Source organism: Brevibacterium sp. 2SA, from assembly GCF_005502845.1.
GTDB lineage: Bacteria > Actinomycetota > Actinomycetes > Actinomycetales > Brevibacteriaceae > Brevibacterium.
In genome coordinates, this window is sequence record NZ_SCMW01000023.1 from 31,568 (window position 1) to 50,086 (window position 18,519).

The window sequence follows — 18,519 nt, forward strand, 5'->3', positions numbered from 1 at the left end:
CCAGTCTAGCCAAAGAACTCGCTGAGGATTCGGCGGACCTCATGGCGGCCGCGCCACAGGATCGATCCGGCGGGCAGGACCTCGAGGCGTGAGCCGGGGACGGCGGCCGCGATCTCCTCGGCGACGAAGACGGGATGAGCGGGGTCGTCCTCGTGGGTGAGGACGAGCACCTCGCCCGCGAACTCGCGCAGCCGGGTGAGTCCGGTGTCGAACTCGGCGGGGTCGCCGACGCCGGCGGCGGCGATCTCGAGGGCGAGACCGAGCCCGTCGGACATGTCGGTGTGGACGAGGTTCTCCGCCTTCGCCCGCGTCCAGGCGCGGGCCGGGACGAGGGCGGCCACCTCGGCGGGTTCGCGGGAGAGCATGAGCTCGGTGATGCCGTCGACGTCACCGGCGGCGACGAGACCGCGCAGGGACTCGAGGTACGCGGTGTGGGCGTGGGCCACCTCGGCGGGGAATCCGGCGAACGATGCGGGCAGGACGAGGGCGACCTTCTCCAGTCCGGCGGCGGCCGGGTGCCCGGTGCTCAGCAGCCGGAGGAGACCGCCGGCGGACATCGAGACGCCGAGGGCCCGCGTCGCGGAGGTCGCGGTGAGTGCGTCGGCGAGCGCCTCGGCGATGAGGGCGTAGTCCCACCCCGGCCCGGGTGAGGGTCGGCCGCCGTGGCCGAAGAGGTGGAGGAAGTGCTTCGTTCCCGTGATGCCGGTGCCGAACGGGCGGGTGTCGCGGATCGCGCCGGCGAAACCGTGGCTGAAGAGGGTGTGAGGGTCGCCGGTGCCGAACGTCGAGATGTACCCGGTCTCGGGACCGGGGAGGTTGGCGTCGCTCATGCGCGGGTCAGGCGTTCCGGTTCCGCGGGTCGACGGCCTTGATCTTCGGGCGCACGTCGGTGAGGTAGACGATCGCACCGACGAGGGCGAGGAGATTGAGGAAGATGATGCTCTGGCCCAGCGGCGGCAGGGCGATGAGGGCGAGCGCGAGGCCGACCCCGAGGAGGATCACCCAGAACTTCTTGCTCTGCTTGTCCACGGCGCGGTAGTTCTCATCCTTGTACCGGAGCGCATCGACGAACGCCCACAGCTGGACGCCGAACGCGGCAACCGTGAGGGCGAGAAAGACGAGGCGCTGAAAGTCAGCAATGAGTTCCATGCCCACCAGGGTAGCAACCGCCGGTGCCGACGGCATCGGGGCAACTCACAGGATGCCTGAGACCCGCAGACCCGCGCACACGCCCATGGCGAGGACGACGCTGACGAGCATCGGCACCCGCAGGATCGCGGCGAGCACCCCGACGCCGACGCCGATGAGTCGCGCCGGATCGGCGAGGTCGCGGCCGTCGAAGATCGCCGTCGTCGCGAAGACGGCGCCGATGAGGACGACGGTGGCCCGGTCCATCCACTTCGTCACCCGGGAGGTCGGTTCGTCGGGGACGACGTCCGCACCGGTGGCGGCCGGGTCGTTCGCCGGGGTGGTTGCGCTCGGGGTGGCTGTGCTCGCCGAGGCGGGGGCGCGGTCGTCATCGGCGGCGACGAGGGCGCGGCGCTTGCCGCGGGTGGCGAGCGCGGCCCCGACCTTGACCCCGGCGAAGCGCATGACGTACGTGCCGATGGCCAGGGCGGCGAGCGCGATGAGGAAGGACGTCGCAGTCATCGGGTGGCCTCGCTTTCGGGTGCAGTCGTGGTCGGGGTGGCAGGCAGGTCGTTCTCCTTGCTCTTCCCAGCCCCGGCACCCTTTCCCTTCCTCATCCTCCGCGAGCGGACTGCACGGCGGACCAGCCAGCCGAGGGCGACGACAGCGAACACCGACAGGGAGGTCACCGCGCCGAGGCCGAGCGGCAGGATCGGCGTGAGCAGCACAGCGACGAGGATGCCCGCCAGGGTGAGGCAGAGCGTCTTCCGGTTCTTCAGGTCACCGCGGATGAGGCAGAAGAGGATGATCGGGAACGCGGCGTCGAGTCCGAGCATGTCCGCGTCGACGACGCTGCCGAGCCATTGGCCGACGACGGCACCCGAAGGCCACATCAGGGCGATCGCCGCCCCCATGAGGAGGAAGGCGTGCCAGCGCTGGCGGTCGCCGACTCCGGTCCGGGCGACCGCGGTCGATTCGTCGTTGATCCAGTGGGCGGCGATGAGCGCCCGCCAGTCCTGCGGGAAGAAGGGACCGACGGCCATGCCGAACGCGAAGTTCCGCGAGTTGACGAGGAGACCGGCGAGCACCGCGAGCACCGGGGCCCCGCCGGCGGCGATGACGCCGACGAACGTGAATTCGGCCGCCCCGCCGAGGGCGAAGGCCGCGAGCAGCAGCGTCTGCCACCACGCGAACCCTGCGGTCGCCGAGATCGCACCGTAGGACAGGGCGACGGCGACGATCGTCACCGTGATGATCGCGACGGCGCGGTAGGTCGACGCCGGAAGCACGCGATCGATCGTGCGGAATGCTGAACTCATGTTCACCATAGTGCACACTCGCCCATTCGTTCGTCAACCCGAACGGGGCATCGGTCTGATGAACACCACGGTACGATGGTGCCATGAGTGCAGCTTCGAACGATTCGTCTCTCACCGACCACGCCGGCGACGTCGACCGCACCGACGATGGCGCCGACCGCGTCGACGTCGACCGCGCCGACGATGTCGCCGACTCCGATGAGATCGTCGACTCTGGCGCCGATGATTCCGCGCTCGGCGACTCATCCCTCGGCGACCCATCCCCCAGCGACACGTCCCCCGGTGAGGTCGTCCCGGAGGACTCGCGGACGCCAAGGGCCCAGGTCGCCGCGGCGGTGAAGCGCGAACGCCAGCGCGCCGGCCTCTCCCTCTCGGAGGTGGCGCGCCGTGCCGGCATCGGCAAGTCGACGATGTCCGGCCTCGAAGCGGGCACCGCCAATCCGAGCCTCGAGACGATGTGGGCTCTGGCCGCCGCCCTCGACATCCCGCTCTCCCGACTGCTCGATCCCCCGCAGCACGAGGTCGCCCTCCACCATGTCCGCGACATGCCGAGCCTGCCCTCGACGTCGGCGAACTACGTCGCGACGCTGCTCTCGACGTCCCCGCCGACCGCACGGCGCGACATCTACTTCATCCAGGCCGAACCGGGCGAGTCACGCAATTCCCACCCGCACCCGGCGGGCACGATCGAGCACGTCATCGTCGGCCGCGGGGCGGCGCGGATCGAGGCGCTCGGACAGTCGTACGAACTCGTCGCCGGCGACTATCTCGTCCATCCCGGCGATCAGCCGCACACGTTCACCGCGCTCGAACCCGGCACGAACTGCATCTTCGTCATCGAGAGCTGACAGCGCTGCCGTCGAGAGCCGACGACAGCCTCGGCGAACCCTGACGACGCCCTCATCGAAAACTGACAGGACGCGTCACTCCACGGGCGGCCCGTCGGCGTTGTCCTCGGCGAGGGAGGGCAGCCGGTCGTGGGCGGCGTCGTTCGTCAGACCGGCCGCTTGAAGGAGATCGGCGGCCACCGGCCGCAGGAGCAGGACGAGGGATTCGTCGTGGATGTCCCAGCTCTTCTCCGCCCGCGGATCGAGTTCGCCTGCGGCCTCGGACAGGGCCACCTCGGCGAGGGAGCGGTCGGTGCCCCTCCGCAGTGCGATCTCGAGCTTCTTCGCCCCGTCGGCCAGGGATTCGACGTAGTCGGCGATGATCGGCTTCTTCACCCCGAGCTCGGTGATGCCTACGACCCTGCGCGCGATGACGCGGATCGTGCGCATCGCCCGGTCGGAGTAGGTGTGGGCGCGGGAGAGTCGGGTCACCTCGGCGGCATGACGGCGACCGCGCGCATTGATCTTCGCGGCCTCCTTCGACACCTGGAGCGAGGACCCCCACGAATCGATGATGTCCTGAGTCTCGCGGGCACGGGTGAGCGCCCGCATCGCGAGTTCGGTGTCGGCGTCCCGCAGCGCCCGCGACATCATGGTCAGCACGCTGCTCACCTCGTCGAGGAGGTTCGCCGCGAGCGCCCGCGGGACCTTGCGGGCGTCGCGGGGCATGATGAGGGCGAGGATGATCGCGAAGAGCGAACCGACGAGGGCGTCGAGGGTGCGCGGGAACGGCAGGGTCGTCGCGGTCGCGGGAACGACGACGACGTAGACGGACTGGACGGCGATCTGCGTGATGAAGATGCCCCCGGAGTTGAGCACCGTGCCGATGACGAGGCCGATGATGAGGGTGAGGGCGAGCTGCCAGATGCCGGACCCGTAGATGTTGACGAGCACCTCGCCGACGAGCACCCCGAACGTCGCGCCGAAGCCGATCTCGAGCGAGCGGCGCAGGCGGCGGTCGGCGACGGGACCGATGCCCACGGCTGCGGCGACGGCGGCGAGGAACGGGTAGGGATGGCCGAGGACGTAGACGCAGAACGCGTACGCGGCGGTCGCGGCGATGGGGATCTGGATGAGCTGTCCGAAGTTCGCGCCGACGCGTTTGAATCCCATGCGCAGACGATGGGCGACGACGTTGAACCCTCGCTTGGCCAGCCCGCTGACCTCGACTTTCGCCATGCTTTCCGACCCCCTCCCGCGCTCGCTGTACTCAGATTACCGGAATTGTGACATGCTAATGTCGGTGCGCCGAGGAGGCTGAAGAATGACGACGAACCTGACCCGAGACGAAGCGCAGAGCCGATCTCATCTGCTCAAGGTCAAGACTTACACCGTTCATCTCGATGTGAGCAATGCCGAGTCCGATGCTGATACGTACCTCTCCCGCACCGTCGTCGAGTTCAAGGCTCGCGCCGACGCCCAGACCTTCATCGACCTCATTGCCGACTCCGTCTCTCTGGTCCAGATCAACGGGGAGGACCTCTCCCCCGCCGAGGTGTTCGACGGTGCCCGCATCACGTTTCCCGTCCGTGAGGGCAAGAACACCCTGACTATTGAGGCGCGGGCACGGTATTCGACCTCGGGTGAGGGCCTGCACCGGTTCACCGACCCCGCCGACGGCAAGGTCTACCTCTACTCACAGTTCGAACCGACCGATGCCCGGCGCGTGTTCGCGAACTTCGACCAGCCCGATCTCAAGGCGAAGTTCGTCTTCAGCGTCACTGCCCCCGAAGCGTTCCAGGTGCTGTCGAATCAGGCCGAGACGAGCCGTGAGGCCACTGGCGACGATGCCGTGACCCATTACTTCGCGCCGACGCTCAAGCAGTCGAGCTACATCACGTGCATCACGGCCGGCCCCTATGAGGGGGCGACGGACACGTGGACGGACCCGGTGACGCAGGAGACGGTTGACCTCGGCGTGTGGACCCGGGCCTCCCTCGTCGATCATCTCGACGCCGCCGACATTCTCGGGATCACGAAGGCCGGTCTCGACTTCTTCAGCGCCGAGTTCGACTACCCCTACCCGTGGGGCAAGTACGATCAGATCTTCGTTCCCGAGTACAACCTCGGCGCGATGGAGAATCCCGGCCTCGTCACCTTCACCGACGCGATGATCTTCCGCGACAAGGTCACCGACGCGATGTACGAGTCGCGCGCGAACGTCATCCTCCACGAGATGGCGCACATGTGGTTCGGCGATCTCGTGACGATGAAGTGGTGGGACGACCTGTGGCTCAAGGAGTCGTTCGCCGATTACATGGGCGGGCTGGCGCTCGCCGAGGCGACGCGGTTCACCGACGGCTGGGTGACGTTCGCGCTGCGTCGCAAGGCGTGGGCGTACATGCAGGACCTCTACCCGACGACGCATCCGATCGTCGCCGACATCCCCGACGTCGAGGCGGCGAAGCTCAACTTCGACGGCATCACGTACGCCAAGGGCGCCTCGGTGCTCAAGCAGCTCGTCGCGTACGTCGGGCGGGAGGCGTTCTTCGCCGGGTCCCGGCTCTACTTCAAGCGCTTCGCGTTCGGGAACACGGAGCTCGCGGACTTCCTCGAATGCCTCGCCGAGGCGGCTCCCGAGCGGGACATCGCCGGCTGGGCGGACGCGTGGCTGGGGACCTCGGGGGTCTCGGAGCTCTCGCTCGCCCTGACGACGGGGGACGACACCAGGTCGGCTGGCACAGCTGGGTCAGCGGGCGATGCCGGGTCCACGGGCGACGCTGGGTCGGCTGGCGACGCCGCGTCGTCGCGGGGTGCCGGAGCCGCGCGTGATGCTGCGCGGGCGAGCATCACGGGAGCGCGGATCTCGCAGTCGGATTCGGCGGAGGGTGCGAAGCTGCTGCGGCCGCACACGCTCGAGATCGCGACCCTCGGTCGGGCCGGGCGCGACATCGTGCCGCTCGATTCCGTGGTCTTCGACTTCGATGAGGAGTCCGCCGAGGTGGAGCAGCTCATCGGTCGCACGCGCGGTGACATCGCCCTCCTCAACTACGGCGACCACGACTATGCGCGGGTGCGCCTCGACGAGGCGTCGACGGAGACGGCGGTGACCGCGGTGTCGCGGATCAAGGATCCGCTCTCGCGGGCGCTTGTGTGGTCGGCCCTCGACAATGCGGTGCGCGACGGGCTGCTGCCGGTGCAGAGGTATCTCACGGCGTATGCGCGCAGCCTCGGCAAGGAGAGCAATCCGGGGATCATGGCCGGTCTGAGTCAGACGGCTCTGCTCTGCCTTGATCAGTGGGTGGCCGAACGCAATTTCGAGACGGCGATCTCCGGGCTCCTCGGGGCCGCGCTCGATGCGCTCGCGACGGCGAAGTCCGGGTCGGATGCGCAGCTGCATCTCGCGAATCTCGTCCTCTCGCTGACCGCGCGCACGGCGCGCTGCATCGAGGCCAACCCGTCGATCGCGATGGGTCGCGCGTTCGCCACGCAGGTGCTCACGGTGCCGGTGGGCGAGGAGATCGACAGCATGAGCCCCCAGGTCGCCGAGGAGGCGGCACCGGAGACGCCGCCCGCGGCTGAGGCCGATGCTGCGTCCGAGGCCAGTGTTGCGTCCGAGGCCAACCCTGCGTCCGGCTCCAGCACTGATGGTGCCAGCGCCGACCGTGCGGCGGCCGCCGGGAAGGGCGCGGACTCCGGGTCAGCCACTGCCTCACGACGGTCCTCCGCGCGAGCTGGGGCGAGCGGGCCCGCGGAGCATGCGGCCGCCTCGCTGCCGTTCCGGGGGCTCATCAACGATCATGCGCTGCGGTGGAACGCGCTCACCGCTCTTGTCAGCCTGGGGTGGGCGGACCAGACGGACATCGCCCGCGAGACCCACCTCGACCAGAGTTCCTCGGGGCGACTGCGCGCCGAGACCGCGAGTGCGGCTCTGCCTCTGCCGATCGTCAAGATGCGCGCATGGGAGGCGATCCTCGATGCGTCCCAGCTGAGCAATGATGTGCTCTCGGCGATCATCTCCGGATTCGTCGCCCCCTCCGCGCTGCCGATCACCGAGGTCTACGTCGACGAGTACTTCGAGCGGCTGCGCGGGTTCTGGGCGGACAATTCGATCGAGATCGCCAGGCGGCTCGTGCTCGGGCTCTATCCGCGCTGGTCAGATGATGAAGAGGGCGTTGTCGAGCGGACCGACGCATGGCTCGACGAGAACGCCGATGCGCCGGCGGCCCTGCGACGCCTGCTCATCGAGCGCCGGGACGACCTCGCGCGGGCGATCTTCCTCAAGTCCCGCCAGACCTCGCGGCACTGACCCGCCGAGCCGGCCGCGCGTCACCACGACCGCCAGCCATCGCCTCGGGGGACGGGGCCCGGACTCACGCACCCGCCTCGGCGGACCGGCCCCCATCAAACGCCGGAAGCCGGCCACAGGACGACTGCGGCCGGCTTCAGCGCGGGAACGAATGGAGAAGCATCAGATGATGCGGCGGGCTCCGGAGAACTCGTTGCCCTTGTCCCAGTCCTTCCAGTCGACGACGTAGACCGTCTTCGAGGCGTTGGGTGAGTGGATCATCTTGCCGTCGCCGATGTACATGCCGACGTGGTGAACGGTGCCCGAGCTCGTCGAGAAGAAGAGCAGGTCGCCGGCCTTGAGGTCCTTCGACGAGACCTCCTTGCCGACCTTCGCCTGGTCGCCGGAGTCGCGCGGGATGTCGATGCCATGGGCGCGGTAGATGCTGTAGGTGAAGCCTGAGCAGTCGAAGCCGTAGGCGGAGACACCGGCCCACAGGTAGCGGAGGCCGTCGAACTGCTTCGCGGTCTCGACGAGGTCGTCGCCGGAGGGCTTGGCGGGCTTGTCACCCGCTTCGTAGACGGCGACGTCGTCGACGTCGATCCACGCCGCCCCGCCGCCGGGCAGGGCCACGCGCACGTCCTCGACGTCCTGGGCGATGAGGGGAAGCTCGACGTTGAAGCTCGGGTCGGCGCCCGTGTCCTTCGTGAACTCGATGCCTTCGAGCTCGGTCGTCTTCGCGGTGACGACAGCGCGCGGCTGGTCCTTCTTCAGCGAGCCGAAGCGGTCGTTCTCGACGAGCTGCTTCGTCGGCAGCCAGCCGGGGTAGCCTTTGTCGTCCTTCGGGGTGGACTGGTCGTTGACGGCGACCTTCGCCCAGTCGCCCTTGATGTCGAGGACGGTGACGGGTGAGCCGTAGACGGCCTGGGTCTCGGTCTTGCCGGTCAGACCGCGGCGCACCTCGGTGTCCTTGAGGTTGTCGTTCCATTTGTCGAGGTCGACGGGTTTGCCCAGAGCCGGTTCGTCGACCTTGCGCGGGGAGGACGTGTCCTTCCACAACGTGGCGACGGTGACGTCGACGTAGGCGGTCTCGCCCTTCTCGATCTTGCCGTCGGTGATGGGTTCGAGTTCCTGTCCGGGCACGACGGAGGCCGCCATGGTGGACGAGGAGTTCGTCGAAGTCAGATTGCTCGAGATGGCAGGAGCGCCGGCACTGAGCACGAGCCCGAGTCCGAGCGCCGCCGAAACAGCGATTCTGGTACGCATTGATTCTCTTTCGGTCTGCGGGAGTGACCTGGGGTCGCACCCGCGCGGGGGAAGCCGCCGAATGTTCATTTCTCTGCGTTCCGTCACCCTGCGCACCGACCTGTCTCGGCCGATTCTCAGGGCATCGAAACGATGCACGCAGACGATTCTACTGTCTCACCCGGATATTGTCTCGGGTCAGACGGTGAACAGTCCGTTTCCCGGACTGCTGCTCAGCGATCGGGCTCACCGCAAGGGGTTCACTCTTGGAGCTCACCGCAAGAGGCTCACCGCAAGGAGCTCACCGTAAGGGGCTCACCGCAGGATCTCACCGGCGAGCAGCTCGAGGGTCTGGACCCGTGCGGCATCCTCACGCAGGTCTTCGCCGTCCATGGCACCGGCCACGGGCTGGAGCATGACCTCGTCGACCTCGAAGCGGGCGGCGAGCTCCTCGATCTGGGTCTTCGCCGACTGCGGGTCGCCGATGATCCAGTTCTTCGACAGCTCTTCGGCGACCATGCGCTCCTGATCCGTCATCACCGAGCGCACATCATCACCGGCCAGTCGCAGCGGTCCCATCGCCCCGCCGGTGCGCAGCCGTGCCATCTGCAGCATGAACGGTTCGGATCGCAGCCGAGCCTCCTCCTCGGTGGGCGAGACGACGGCGTTGACGGTGACGAAGGTGCGCGGCTCGTCGCCGTAGGCGCCCGGGGTGAAGTTGTCACGGTAGATCTTCATGCCCGTCGTCGCGCCGGCGGCGAAGTGGTTGGCGAAGACGTAGGGCATGCCGAGTTCCGCGGCGAGGCGTGCGGAGTACCCCGAGGATCCGAGCAGCCACGGCAGCACCTGGGTGCCCGGGACGGGTGCCGGAGTCGCGCGCAGCGTGTGTTCGCGTCCGCCGTGCAGCGGGATGCGCACACCCTCGGCGGTCATCAGGGCCAGGGTGTCGATGACGTGCTGGGGGAACTGTTCGACGGGGTCAATGGTCTGACCGTTGCGGTCGACCATCCGTCCTTCGCCGAGGTGGCCCCGCATCGCCGCTGAGGTGATCGGGTCCGTGCCCGGTGCCCGTCCGATGCCCAGGTCGATGCGGTCGCCGTAGATCGCTGCGAGGAGGGAGAAGAGTTCGGCGACGGCGAGTGGGGCGTGGTTGGGCAGCATCACTCCACCGGAGCCCAGTCGGATGCGTTCGGTGCCCTGGCCGAGGTACATGAGTTCGGCTCCGGGCATCGTCGAGGCGATCGACGGCATGTTGTGATGTTCGGCGACCCAGTAGCGGGTGTAGCCGAGTGCATCGGCGGCGCGGACGAGTTCGTGGGACGCGGCAAAAGCGTCTGAGGTTGTCTGCCCGACGCGGACGGGCACGAGATCGAGAAGGGAAAGCTCCATGTTCAGGCCAACAGTCGCCTTGAGGCGATCATTCCATGACCTGGCTCACACACGGCGCTGACCAGGATCGATCGCCGTGCCCGAGGGTCGTCTGCCCGCGAGTCGTCAGCCCGAGGCGAGGGCACACTCGTCCCCTCAAGCCTCGATTGCGCTGCTATCCGAAGAGGGTATCGGCGATGTCGTCGGCGATGAAGCGGGTGTGGAGGATCGGCCGTCGCGCTGGGTCGATGGTCGCCGGCGGCACCCAGGCGGCCCTGCCGTCGAAGAGCGTGATCGTCTCCCAATCGGTTCGGTCGATGAGATGGTGGTGGTAGCTGCACGCCAGGGTGAGGTTGTTGATGTTGGTCTTGCCGCCCTCGGAGAACGGCACGATATGGTGCGCTTCGCACCAGCCCGGCGGGGTCTCACAGCCGGGGAATGTGCAACCCTTGTCGCGTGCGGTGAGGATCGCGAGCTGGCTCTTGTTCGCATACCGGTTCTCGGTCTCAACGCTGACCGTCCGGCCTTTCTCGCTCATGAGGTGGAAGAAGACGGTCTTGTTGAGTCCTTCGCGGACGGCGGTGTCGATGGGGAAGCTCTCAGCGGCTCCCGTCGTCGCACGGCCCCTTCCTTGGGCGATGTCTTCGGCCTTGGCGGTGACGACGAGCGCGAACGGTGCGCCTGCACCGACGCGGTCCATTTCGATGCGACCGATGATCGTCGCGAACCGCTCGTAGATCCGATTGCGCACGGACGGCTGGGCACCGACCATGGGCACGGGGATGCCGTCGTCGCGCATTCCGTACCCCGCAGGGACATCCGCGGCACGCGAACTCTGGGCCGACGCGACGGGAAGCTGCTGGGGAGTCGGATCGACGGCATCGTAACGGTCACCGCAGAGCACCTCGGAGAACAGTTGGACGACGTCGTCCGCCGCATCATCGGCGCTCGGATCGCTGTTGCTCCTCAGGTCACCGTTGCCGGCCGGATCACCGCTGCCGGCGGCCGCGTCGTCGGCGCTCGGATCACCGCTGCTGCCGACCTCACCGCCGTGACGCGCTTCGTCATCGGTGCTCAAACCCGCGTCGTCACCGGCTGGCTGCACACTTGTGCCCGGCTCCTCGTCATCGACTGACTGAGTACCGTCGGAGCACGAGTCGGTGCCGCTCTCGGACTCGGACTGCATGCGTGAGGTGAGCAATCCGTGCATGATCCCACCGACCACGGCATCCAAGCGACCCCGGAGGTCCCAGGTTCCGTCCTTGCGGGCGCGCAGATGGACGGCGAAGTCCTCTCGCGGAGTGTCGTCCTTGGGCAGTTCGCCGTCGGGATCAAGCCATTTGAGGATCTCGTCGAATAGGATCCTGATGTCCTTGACGTGCACGGCCGGTGCCTTGTCGACGAGGATGCTCTCCGCCTCGAGTCGTTGCGCCTCGGTGACCGAGCGCGGAAGCTCTCCGATGAAGCGGGTGATCAGACCGGCTTGCACCGTCGACAGCCGACCGGAGCGCAATCCCTCCGCGATCGCCGGATTGACGGGTTCGAGCGATTCCCCTGAGGTGGTCACCCGCTTGCCCAGGTTGTCAGCCAGATCGACGCGCCGTGCGGCTTCTCGCGAGGACACCCCGCAGCGATCCCGCACGAGGTCCTTCGTCGTCTTCGCGCCGTAGTCCCGTGGAGCCCCGACCCGCTGGAACACGGAGAGAGTGACGACCGAGAGCGCTTCGGCGAGGCGGTTGATCGTCTCGATGCCGTCGAGCATCGCGATCGCCTCATCGGGACCCATCGGTCGCGCGAAGCACTCCAGTTCGTCGACGAGCGTGCGCAGACCCTCGATGCTTCCGGTCATCTCCGGTGCGAGCGACGAGAGGTCAGCCCACGCTTCGTCGTTGAGCAGAGGGTGGACCGGCGAGACGGTCTCCTGCGCATTGTCCGCTGTGACTTCGACCTGATCTTCCTCACCCACCTCGGGATGACTATGGCCCTGGGCCGCGGCGTCGCTCGAGTTGTCTGCGCTGCCTGCACGGGCGTCGGCAGCGGTGCTGACATGTTGGGAGCGGGAATCAGTGCTGACACCCTGGGGGCTGGAATCGGAATCGGCGTCGTCATCAGCGCCGACATGCTCAAGGTCGGACGCCCCAGCCTCGTCGGGGAAGGGGTCGCGGGGTTCGGCAGGCGGCCCGGACACCCTGTCGTGCATGGTCCGGTCGGAGATCGAGCTGGCGAATCCCAACCCGACTTCCCCGTTGCCGGGAGCGGGCCCCAGCCCGCCGAGGACATCACGCTGCCGCTCGATGAGATCGTTCTGCCGGTGGGCGGACGATTCATCCCAGTCTGAGCATTCGGCCGGAATCCACCATGCGTCCGGGCCGGCCCCGGCATCGGGAACATCGCCGCTCGACCGCCGCCTGTCGAGCTTCCGCTGACGGCTGCCGTTCGGAACCCGACCTCCGGCCGCACGCGAGCGGCGCGACATCCGCTTGCGGCGTGCGCTCCGTTGATCGCGACTGCGATCCGGGGTGAGGGTCATGTCCTCGAGGTCCGTCCGTCGTCCTGTGGTTCCTGTGTGATCCATCTTACACCCACAGATGCGAGCAGTGAATAGTGATGTACGAATTTTTTAGATACTTTTCCCTAGTTTGAATTCACCTTCTCAGCGCTCTCCTCGACTTCCTCACCTCGGGAAACCGCCGAGAACAGAGCAGTTATTGCAATTATCGCAAACCTGATTGCAGTCGCGACTGCCTCCGAGCACACTGGTCCCTGTCCACCCATCTCTGCACTGTCCGAATCCAGAAGCGAGGGAACCGTCATGACCCCAGCCACCCAGACCATCACCGCCGACGTCGCCATCGTCGGAGGTGGTGCCGCCGGCCTCGCCACGGCGATCGCTCTCGCTCGCTCCCTGCGCCGGGTCGTCGTCATCGACGCCGGTTCACCGCGCAACCGCACAAGCGCCCATGCCCACAATGTTCTCGGACACGAGGGCATCAACCCGCTCGATCTCGTCGCGAAGGGTCGACAGGAGGCCGAGGGCTACGGGGTCACGTTCATCGACGCCACCGTGACCGGCGCGCAGTCCACCGACACCGAGGCGGCCCCTCCCCACCAGGAGAATGCCCCGACCGGTGGGCACTCCCCCGCCGAAGCGGCACCCACAGTGACCGGTACGCACAGCGCCCCCGCCGAAGCGGCACCCACCGAGGCGGCACCCGCTCACCGCTTCATCCTCGACACGACAGCCGGCACACGGGTCACGGCGCAGCACGTCGTCATCGCCACCGGCATCACCGATGAGCTCCCGGAGATTCCCGGCCTTGCCGAGGGATGGGGAGACACCGTCCTCCACTGCCCCTACTGCCACGGCTACGAGGTGCGCGGGCAGAGCATCGGCATCATCGGCACCACGGCCCTGTCGTACCACCAGGCGATGATGTTCTCCCAGCTCAGCGACCGGGTGACCTTCATCAGGCACGCTGCACCGAACCCGACGCCCGAGCAGGCGGCAATGCTCGACGCCCTCGGCATCGCCTTCGTCGATGCGCAGATCGACGCAGTGCACAGGAACGAGTCAGGCACCGAAGTGACCCTGAGGTCTGCCGCCGGTGCCTCGAGTATCAACCGGCCGAGCGATGGTCGAAGTCACGCCACCGCATCTGAAGTCGCCGGCGCTCCCAGTCACGCCACCGCATCTGACGACAGCGCCGTTTCAGACACCACCGCAGCCGGAGTCACCGCGTCTTACGTCACCGCCGCTCCCGAACACGGAGCCGCCGCATCCGACGACACCGCCTCGGTGCTCATTGCTTCCGCAATCACCCTCGACGCGCTGGTCGTCGGCCCGTTCTTCCGCGCCAACGGCGAGGTCTTCGCTCAGCTCGGCGGCAGCGTCGTCGAGGACCCGAGCGGCATGGGATCATCGATCACCGCGGACCCGACGGGTCGCACCGACATCCCCGGTGTGTGGGCCGTCGGGAACGTTGCGGACATGTCCGCGATGCTCGGAGCGAGCGCGGCCAGCGGCGTGCGCGCCGGCGCGATGATCAACTACGAACTCATCCAGAGCGCCCTCGCCGGCTGAGCCACTGCACCGGGCCCAACTTCATCCGACGGGCACACAGCTCAGCTCAGCTCCGCGCGCACCCCAGCGCGCAACCCAGCACCCAGCTCCGCGCGCAACCCAACGCGCACCTCAGCACGCAACCCAGCACCCTGCTCAGCCCGCAACCCAGCGCGCACCCAGGCACCCAGCCCAGCGCTCAGCTCATCACCCAGCCCGCAACCAAGCGCGCAACCCAGCCCGCAACCCAGCGCTCAGCACTGAGCTCAGTACTCCGCCTTGACGCAGAGCACGGGGCACACGGCGTCGATGATGACCTTCTGGACCGTCGATCCCAGGAGGAACTTGCCCACCGGGGTGCGCTTGCGGGTGCCGAGCACGACGAGCTGAGCCCCCACCTCGGCGGCGGTGGCGATGATCTGCTCCGCCGGGTCGAGCTCATTGCCGGGAGCCCGGATCTCCCCGGTCACCCCCGCCTCGGCGAGGATGGACTCCACCTCGGCGATCTCCTTCTCACCGAGGCGGTGGGAGTCCCGCCGCACGACCGGCCGGGAGGCGTTGACGACGATGACGCTGCTGTCGTGCTTCTTCGCCTCCGCGATCGCGGTGTCGAGGGCCGCGCGCCCGTCCGGGGTATTGACGTAGCCGACGATGATGGTCATGGTTCACCTTCGCATTCGGTTCGCTGCCGCCCGGTCGGGGCGGACGTGAGCATGGTGGGTGGGGCGGGTTCGGTCGTGCCTCGCCGAGGCGGTCGGAACTCCTCCGCACGACCTCGCCGAGGCGGTCGCAGCTCCTCCGCACGATCTCGCCGAGGCGGTCGGAGCACTTCCGCACGACGCCGACCGAGCGGGACGACGCTCCCCCGCCGGGACATCCGGGACACCCGGGACGGCACGGCCATCACGTGAGGTCGTCCGGGTGGCGGAAGCGGGTGCTGCGGCCCTTGACGGAGCGGTTCCACAGCCAGGTGATCGCCCAGAGGACCACGCCGATGCCGATGAGCGCCACAGCGATCTGATACTGGATGAGATCGTCGAGTCGCGCCCACGGTCCGACGAGGAACGCGCACGTGAAGACGCCGAGCCAGGGGAGGAACGTCGGCGATCGGAAGTGCTCGTGATCGACCGGCTGGCGGCGCAGGATGAGCACCGCGACGTTGACGACGGCGAAGACGGCGAGGAGCAGCAGCGATGTCGTGCCGCCGAGGGAGGCGGTGACGGTCTCGGGCAGGATGCTGGTCACGGCGATGATGAGGGCGAACGCGATGAGGGTCGTGAAGATGATCGACACCCACGGCGAACGGCGGTTCTTCAGCACCTTCGCGAACACCGGCGGCAGCACGTTCTGCTTCGCCATGCCGTAGAGGAGGCGGCTGGCCATGAGCATGTTGATGAGCGCCGAGTTCGCCACGGCGAACATCGTCATGAATGGGAAGATCGCATCGATCGGAATCCCCGGGGCACCGGCCCGCACGACGTCGAGCAGCGGGGTCTCACTCGCGGCGAGCTGACCGATCGGGACGGCCGCCACGGCGACGATCGAGACGAGGACGTAGATGACGCCGGTGATCGACAGGCCCGTGAGCATGATCTTCGGGAAGATCCGCGGATCCTTCGTCTCCTCGACCATGTTGACCGAGTCCTCGAAGCCGACCATCGAGAAGAAGGCGAGCGCGGTGGCTCCGGTGATCGCGAGGAACACGCTCTTGTCCTCGGCGGTCTCGAAGATGACGACCCGGGAGAAGTCGGCATTGCCGGAGCCGAGGGCGAAGAAGCCGACGACGATGACGAGCAGCAGGCCGGTGAGTTCGATGAGGGTGAGGACGACGTTGAACCACACGCTCTCGGACACGCCGCGCAGATTGATCGCGGCGACGAGAGCGAGGAATCCGAGCGCAATCCACATCACCCCGGTGCCCGAGATGTCCCAGCCGAAGCCGGCGACCATGTTCGCGGCGAAGACGTTCGACGCCGTCGACGCCGAGGTGATGCCCGAGCTGAGCACCGCGAACGCGACGAGGAACGTGATGAAGTGGATACCGAACGCCTTGTGCGCATAGAGCGCGGCACCGGCGGCGCGCGGGTACTTCGTGACGAGCTCCATGTACGAGCAGGCCGTGATGAGGGCGACGGCGAAGGCGAGGAGGACCGGCGCCCAGCCGGCTCCGCCCACCTGACCGGCGACCTTGCCGGTGAGCGCGTAGACGCCCGTGCCGAGGATGTCTCCGACGATGAAGAGGAGAAGGAGCTTGGGCCCCATCACCCGCTTCAGGGTCTCCGGCTGCTCACCGTCCTTCGAGGTGTCCGCTGACGCTGTCTCGCTGTGACTCACGATTCCTCCGTAGTCGTCTCGAGGCGCTCAGTCCGCAGTCGGTCACCCGCGCTGGTCACGGACCACGGTGAGGAACGCTGTGAAGAGCCTCTTCGCTTCGACGAGGCTGTCCCCCTCACGCTCCTCGGCCTCTCTTTCGAGTGTGTCCTTATTAAACCCCAGTTTGGCCAGCTTCTCCTCGTCCCACCGCGAGATATTCTGCGCGGTCGCCTCGGGATGGAACTGCGTGCCCCACGCCCGCCCGACGCGGAAGGCCTGGATGCGACACGCCGGGCTCGTCGCGAGCAGCTGTGCCTCGGCGGGGAGGTCGACGATCCGATCGACGTGGCTCTCGAGGAACGACGGCCGCGCGGACACCGCGGAGAACACGGGATCCTCGGCGGCCGCCTCGGTGAGGTCGATCCACGTGTACCCCTTCTCCGGGGTTCCCGACTGCGCCTGCACGGTCCCGCCGGCGACGTGGGCGATGAGCTGCCCGCCGAGGCAGAAGCCCAACTGCGGGAGGCCCTGGTCGAGTGCGCGGCGGACGAGGTCGGCCTCGCCGCGCAGCCAGGGAGCGCGGTCGGTCTCGTCGGGCATGAGTCCGCCGCCGAGGAGGATGAGGCCGTCGAAGCGGTCGAGCTCGGTCGGTGCGGGCACCCCGGTCTCAGGGGCGGTGCGGACGTCGACGTCGATGCCCGCCTCGGCGAGCCAGTCGGCGAACTTCCCCGGTGGGGAGTCGACGTCGTTGACGATGACGAGGACCCGGGGCGCGGGTGGCGCCGTCGCAGGGGGATTGGAAGCGGTGCCCGCCCCAGCCTCGGAGGTCGCACTGACGTCGGCTGCCGCCCCGGCGGTTGCCCCAGCCCCCGTCATGACTCCCCCAGGAACGACACGTACGCGTCCTCGTGCGCCTCGAGGACGCGCATGACGTTGTCGAAGCCGAGCTTGCGCAGGTCGGACTCCGACCAGCCTCGGCGGGAGAGTTCGGCGAAGAGGTTCGGGTACTGGCCGGCATCGCCGAGTCCGATCGGCAGCTCATCGACGCCGCAGATGTCCCCGCCGAGCCCGACGTGGTCGATACCGATCCGCTCGCGCACGTAGTCGCAGTGGTCGGCGACATCGGCCACGGTCACCTCGGGGGCGGCCCCGTTCTCGCCGGCTTCCGCCCAGTCCCAGCGTTCGCGCGAGACGAACGACGGGACGAACGTCATCATTGCCACTCCCCCGTTGCCCGGCAGACGGTCGAGGACGTCGTCGGGGATGTTGCGCGGGTGCGGGTTGAGGCCGCGGGCGCACGAATGGCTGAAGATCACCGGCAGCGTGGTGAGGTCGAGGGACTGGTGCATGACGCTCGGCGCGACGTGGGAGAGGTCGACGATCATGCCGATCCGGTTCATCTCCGCGACGACCTCGCGGCCGAAGGCGGTGAGGCCGTCATGCTGGGGTTCGTCGGTCGCCGAGTCCGCCCACGAATGCGTCGTCGACCACGTCAGCGTCATGTACCTCGCACCCGCACGGGCGTAGCTGCGGAGCATCGCCAGTGATTCGTCGATCTGCTGGCCGCCCTCGACTCCCATGAGCGAGGCGACGCGGCCGGCATCCCGAGCGGCGGCCACCTCGGCGGCGGTGCGGGTGAGCTTCAGGCGCTCGGGGTACGCGGCGACGAAGCGGCGGACCGCATCGATCTGCTCCCACGTCGCGACGACGGCGTCGGCCCCGGTGATCGACGAATGGACGTACACCGACCAGAACTGCGCGGCGACGTGACCGTCCCGCAGCTGATCCATCGTCGTGAACGGCGAGATCTGCGGGTCGTTGAGCCCCTCGACGCTGTAGTCGCGCTCCTCCCGCAGCCACCACGCGAGGTCGTTGTGTCCGTCGAAGACGTCGATGCTCATCTGTGTCCTTTCGCGGCGGGGACGGTCATCCTCGCCGAGGTTGTCGCGGGGTTGGGGGGCAGTGCTGGGT

The 18,519-nt window shown here is 68.0% G+C and carries 15 protein-coding genes; 3 read left to right on the plus strand and 12 right to left on the minus strand.

The genetic code is table 11. The features are described 5' to 3' along the window. Positions 1-5: 5 nt before the first annotated feature. From FFS20_RS09945 to FFS20_RS09960, 4 genes are read right to left on the minus strand one after another with little or no spacing between them, the layout of a single operon-like run. Positions 6-830 (minus strand): alpha/beta hydrolase, encoded by an 825-nt coding sequence (locus tag FFS20_RS09945; RefSeq protein WP_137825689.1) that lies wholly within the window; start codon positions 828-830, stop codon positions 6-8. Between the two features lie 7 nt (positions 831-837). After that, complete coding sequence (locus FFS20_RS09950; protein WP_137825690.1) at positions 838-1,149, minus strand: DUF2516 family protein; 312 nt, start codon at positions 1,147-1,149, stop codon at positions 838-840. 45 nt (positions 1,150-1,194) lie between these two features. Beyond that, complete coding sequence (locus tag FFS20_RS09955; RefSeq protein WP_137825691.1) at positions 1,195-1,650, minus strand: AzlD domain-containing protein; 456 nt, start codon at positions 1,648-1,650, stop codon at positions 1,195-1,197. Beyond that, a complete protein-coding gene (locus FFS20_RS09960; protein ID WP_171007044.1) occupies positions 1,647-2,447 on the minus strand; it encodes an AzlC family ABC transporter permease in 801 nt (266 codons plus the stop codon). The genes FFS20_RS09955 and FFS20_RS09960 overlap by 4 nt, the downstream gene beginning before the upstream one ends. A gap of 83 nt (positions 2,448-2,530) precedes the next feature. Here FFS20_RS09960 and FFS20_RS09965 point away from each other — a divergent pair, with 83 nt between their 5' ends. Further along, complete coding sequence (locus FFS20_RS09965) at positions 2,531-3,295, plus strand: XRE family transcriptional regulator (RefSeq protein ID WP_249356783.1); 765 nt, start codon at positions 2,531-2,533, stop codon at positions 3,293-3,295. Positions 3,296-3,370: 75 nt separating this feature from the next. On the opposite strand, the gene FFS20_RS09970 is transcribed toward FFS20_RS09965, so the two are convergent. Further along, on the minus strand, positions 3,371-4,513 hold the full coding sequence (locus tag FFS20_RS09970) for an FUSC family protein (RefSeq protein WP_137825693.1): 1,143 nt from the start codon (positions 4,511-4,513) through the stop codon (positions 3,371-3,373). 85 nt (positions 4,514-4,598) lie between these two features. Between FFS20_RS09970 and pepN the strand changes: the two genes are divergently transcribed. Continuing rightward, the gene (gene pepN, locus FFS20_RS09975; RefSeq protein ID WP_137825694.1) at positions 4,599-7,583 is read left to right on the plus strand and encodes an aminopeptidase N; all 2,985 of its coding nucleotides are present in this window, start codon (positions 4,599-4,601) and stop codon (positions 7,581-7,583) included. Between the two features lie 162 nt (positions 7,584-7,745). Here pepN and FFS20_RS09980 read toward each other — a convergent pair whose 3' ends face one another. The 3 genes from FFS20_RS09980 to FFS20_RS09990 form a co-directional block, all read right to left on the minus strand. After that, positions 7,746-8,828, minus strand: coding sequence for a C40 family peptidase (locus FFS20_RS09980; RefSeq protein WP_137825695.1), 1,083 nt, complete (start codon positions 8,826-8,828; stop codon positions 7,746-7,748). A gap of 294 nt (positions 8,829-9,122) precedes the next feature. Then, positions 9,123-10,196, minus strand: a complete 1,074-nt coding sequence (locus FFS20_RS09985) for an LLM class flavin-dependent oxidoreductase (RefSeq protein ID WP_171007045.1) — start codon at positions 10,194-10,196, stop codon at positions 9,123-9,125. 154 nt (positions 10,197-10,350) lie between these two features. After that, entirely contained in the window at positions 10,351-12,705 is a 2,355-nt protein-coding gene (locus FFS20_RS09990) for an HNH endonuclease signature motif containing protein (protein WP_171007046.1), read from the minus strand. Positions 12,706-12,987: 282 nt separating this feature from the next. Between FFS20_RS09990 and FFS20_RS18110 the strand changes: the two genes are divergently transcribed. Further along, positions 12,988-14,256 (plus strand): NAD(P)/FAD-dependent oxidoreductase, encoded by a 1,269-nt coding sequence (locus FFS20_RS18110; protein WP_212743321.1) that lies wholly within the window; start codon positions 12,988-12,990, stop codon positions 14,254-14,256. A gap of 245 nt (positions 14,257-14,501) precedes the next feature. Here FFS20_RS18110 and FFS20_RS10005 read toward each other — a convergent pair whose 3' ends face one another. From FFS20_RS10005 to FFS20_RS10020, 4 genes are all read right to left on the minus strand, one after another. Further along, positions 14,502-14,897: a universal stress protein gene (locus FFS20_RS10005; protein ID WP_137825698.1), complete on the minus strand. Its 396-nt coding sequence runs from the start codon at positions 14,895-14,897 to the stop codon at positions 14,502-14,504. A 241-nt stretch (positions 14,898-15,138) separates the two neighbouring features. Beyond that, positions 15,139-16,569, minus strand: a complete 1,431-nt coding sequence (locus FFS20_RS10010; RefSeq protein WP_137825699.1) for an APC family permease — start codon at positions 16,567-16,569, stop codon at positions 15,139-15,141. Positions 16,570-16,611: 42 nt separating this feature from the next. Then, positions 16,612-17,424 carry a type 1 glutamine amidotransferase gene (locus tag FFS20_RS10015; protein WP_137825700.1) on the minus strand — a complete coding sequence of 271 codons (813 nt, stop codon included), beginning with the start codon at positions 17,422-17,424 and terminating at the stop codon, positions 16,612-16,614. Further along, entirely contained in the window at positions 17,421-18,449 is a 1,029-nt protein-coding gene (locus FFS20_RS10020; RefSeq protein ID WP_137825701.1) for a dipeptidase, read from the minus strand. The genes FFS20_RS10015 and FFS20_RS10020 overlap by 4 nt, the downstream gene beginning before the upstream one ends. Between the last annotated feature and the right edge of the window lie 70 nt (positions 18,450-18,519).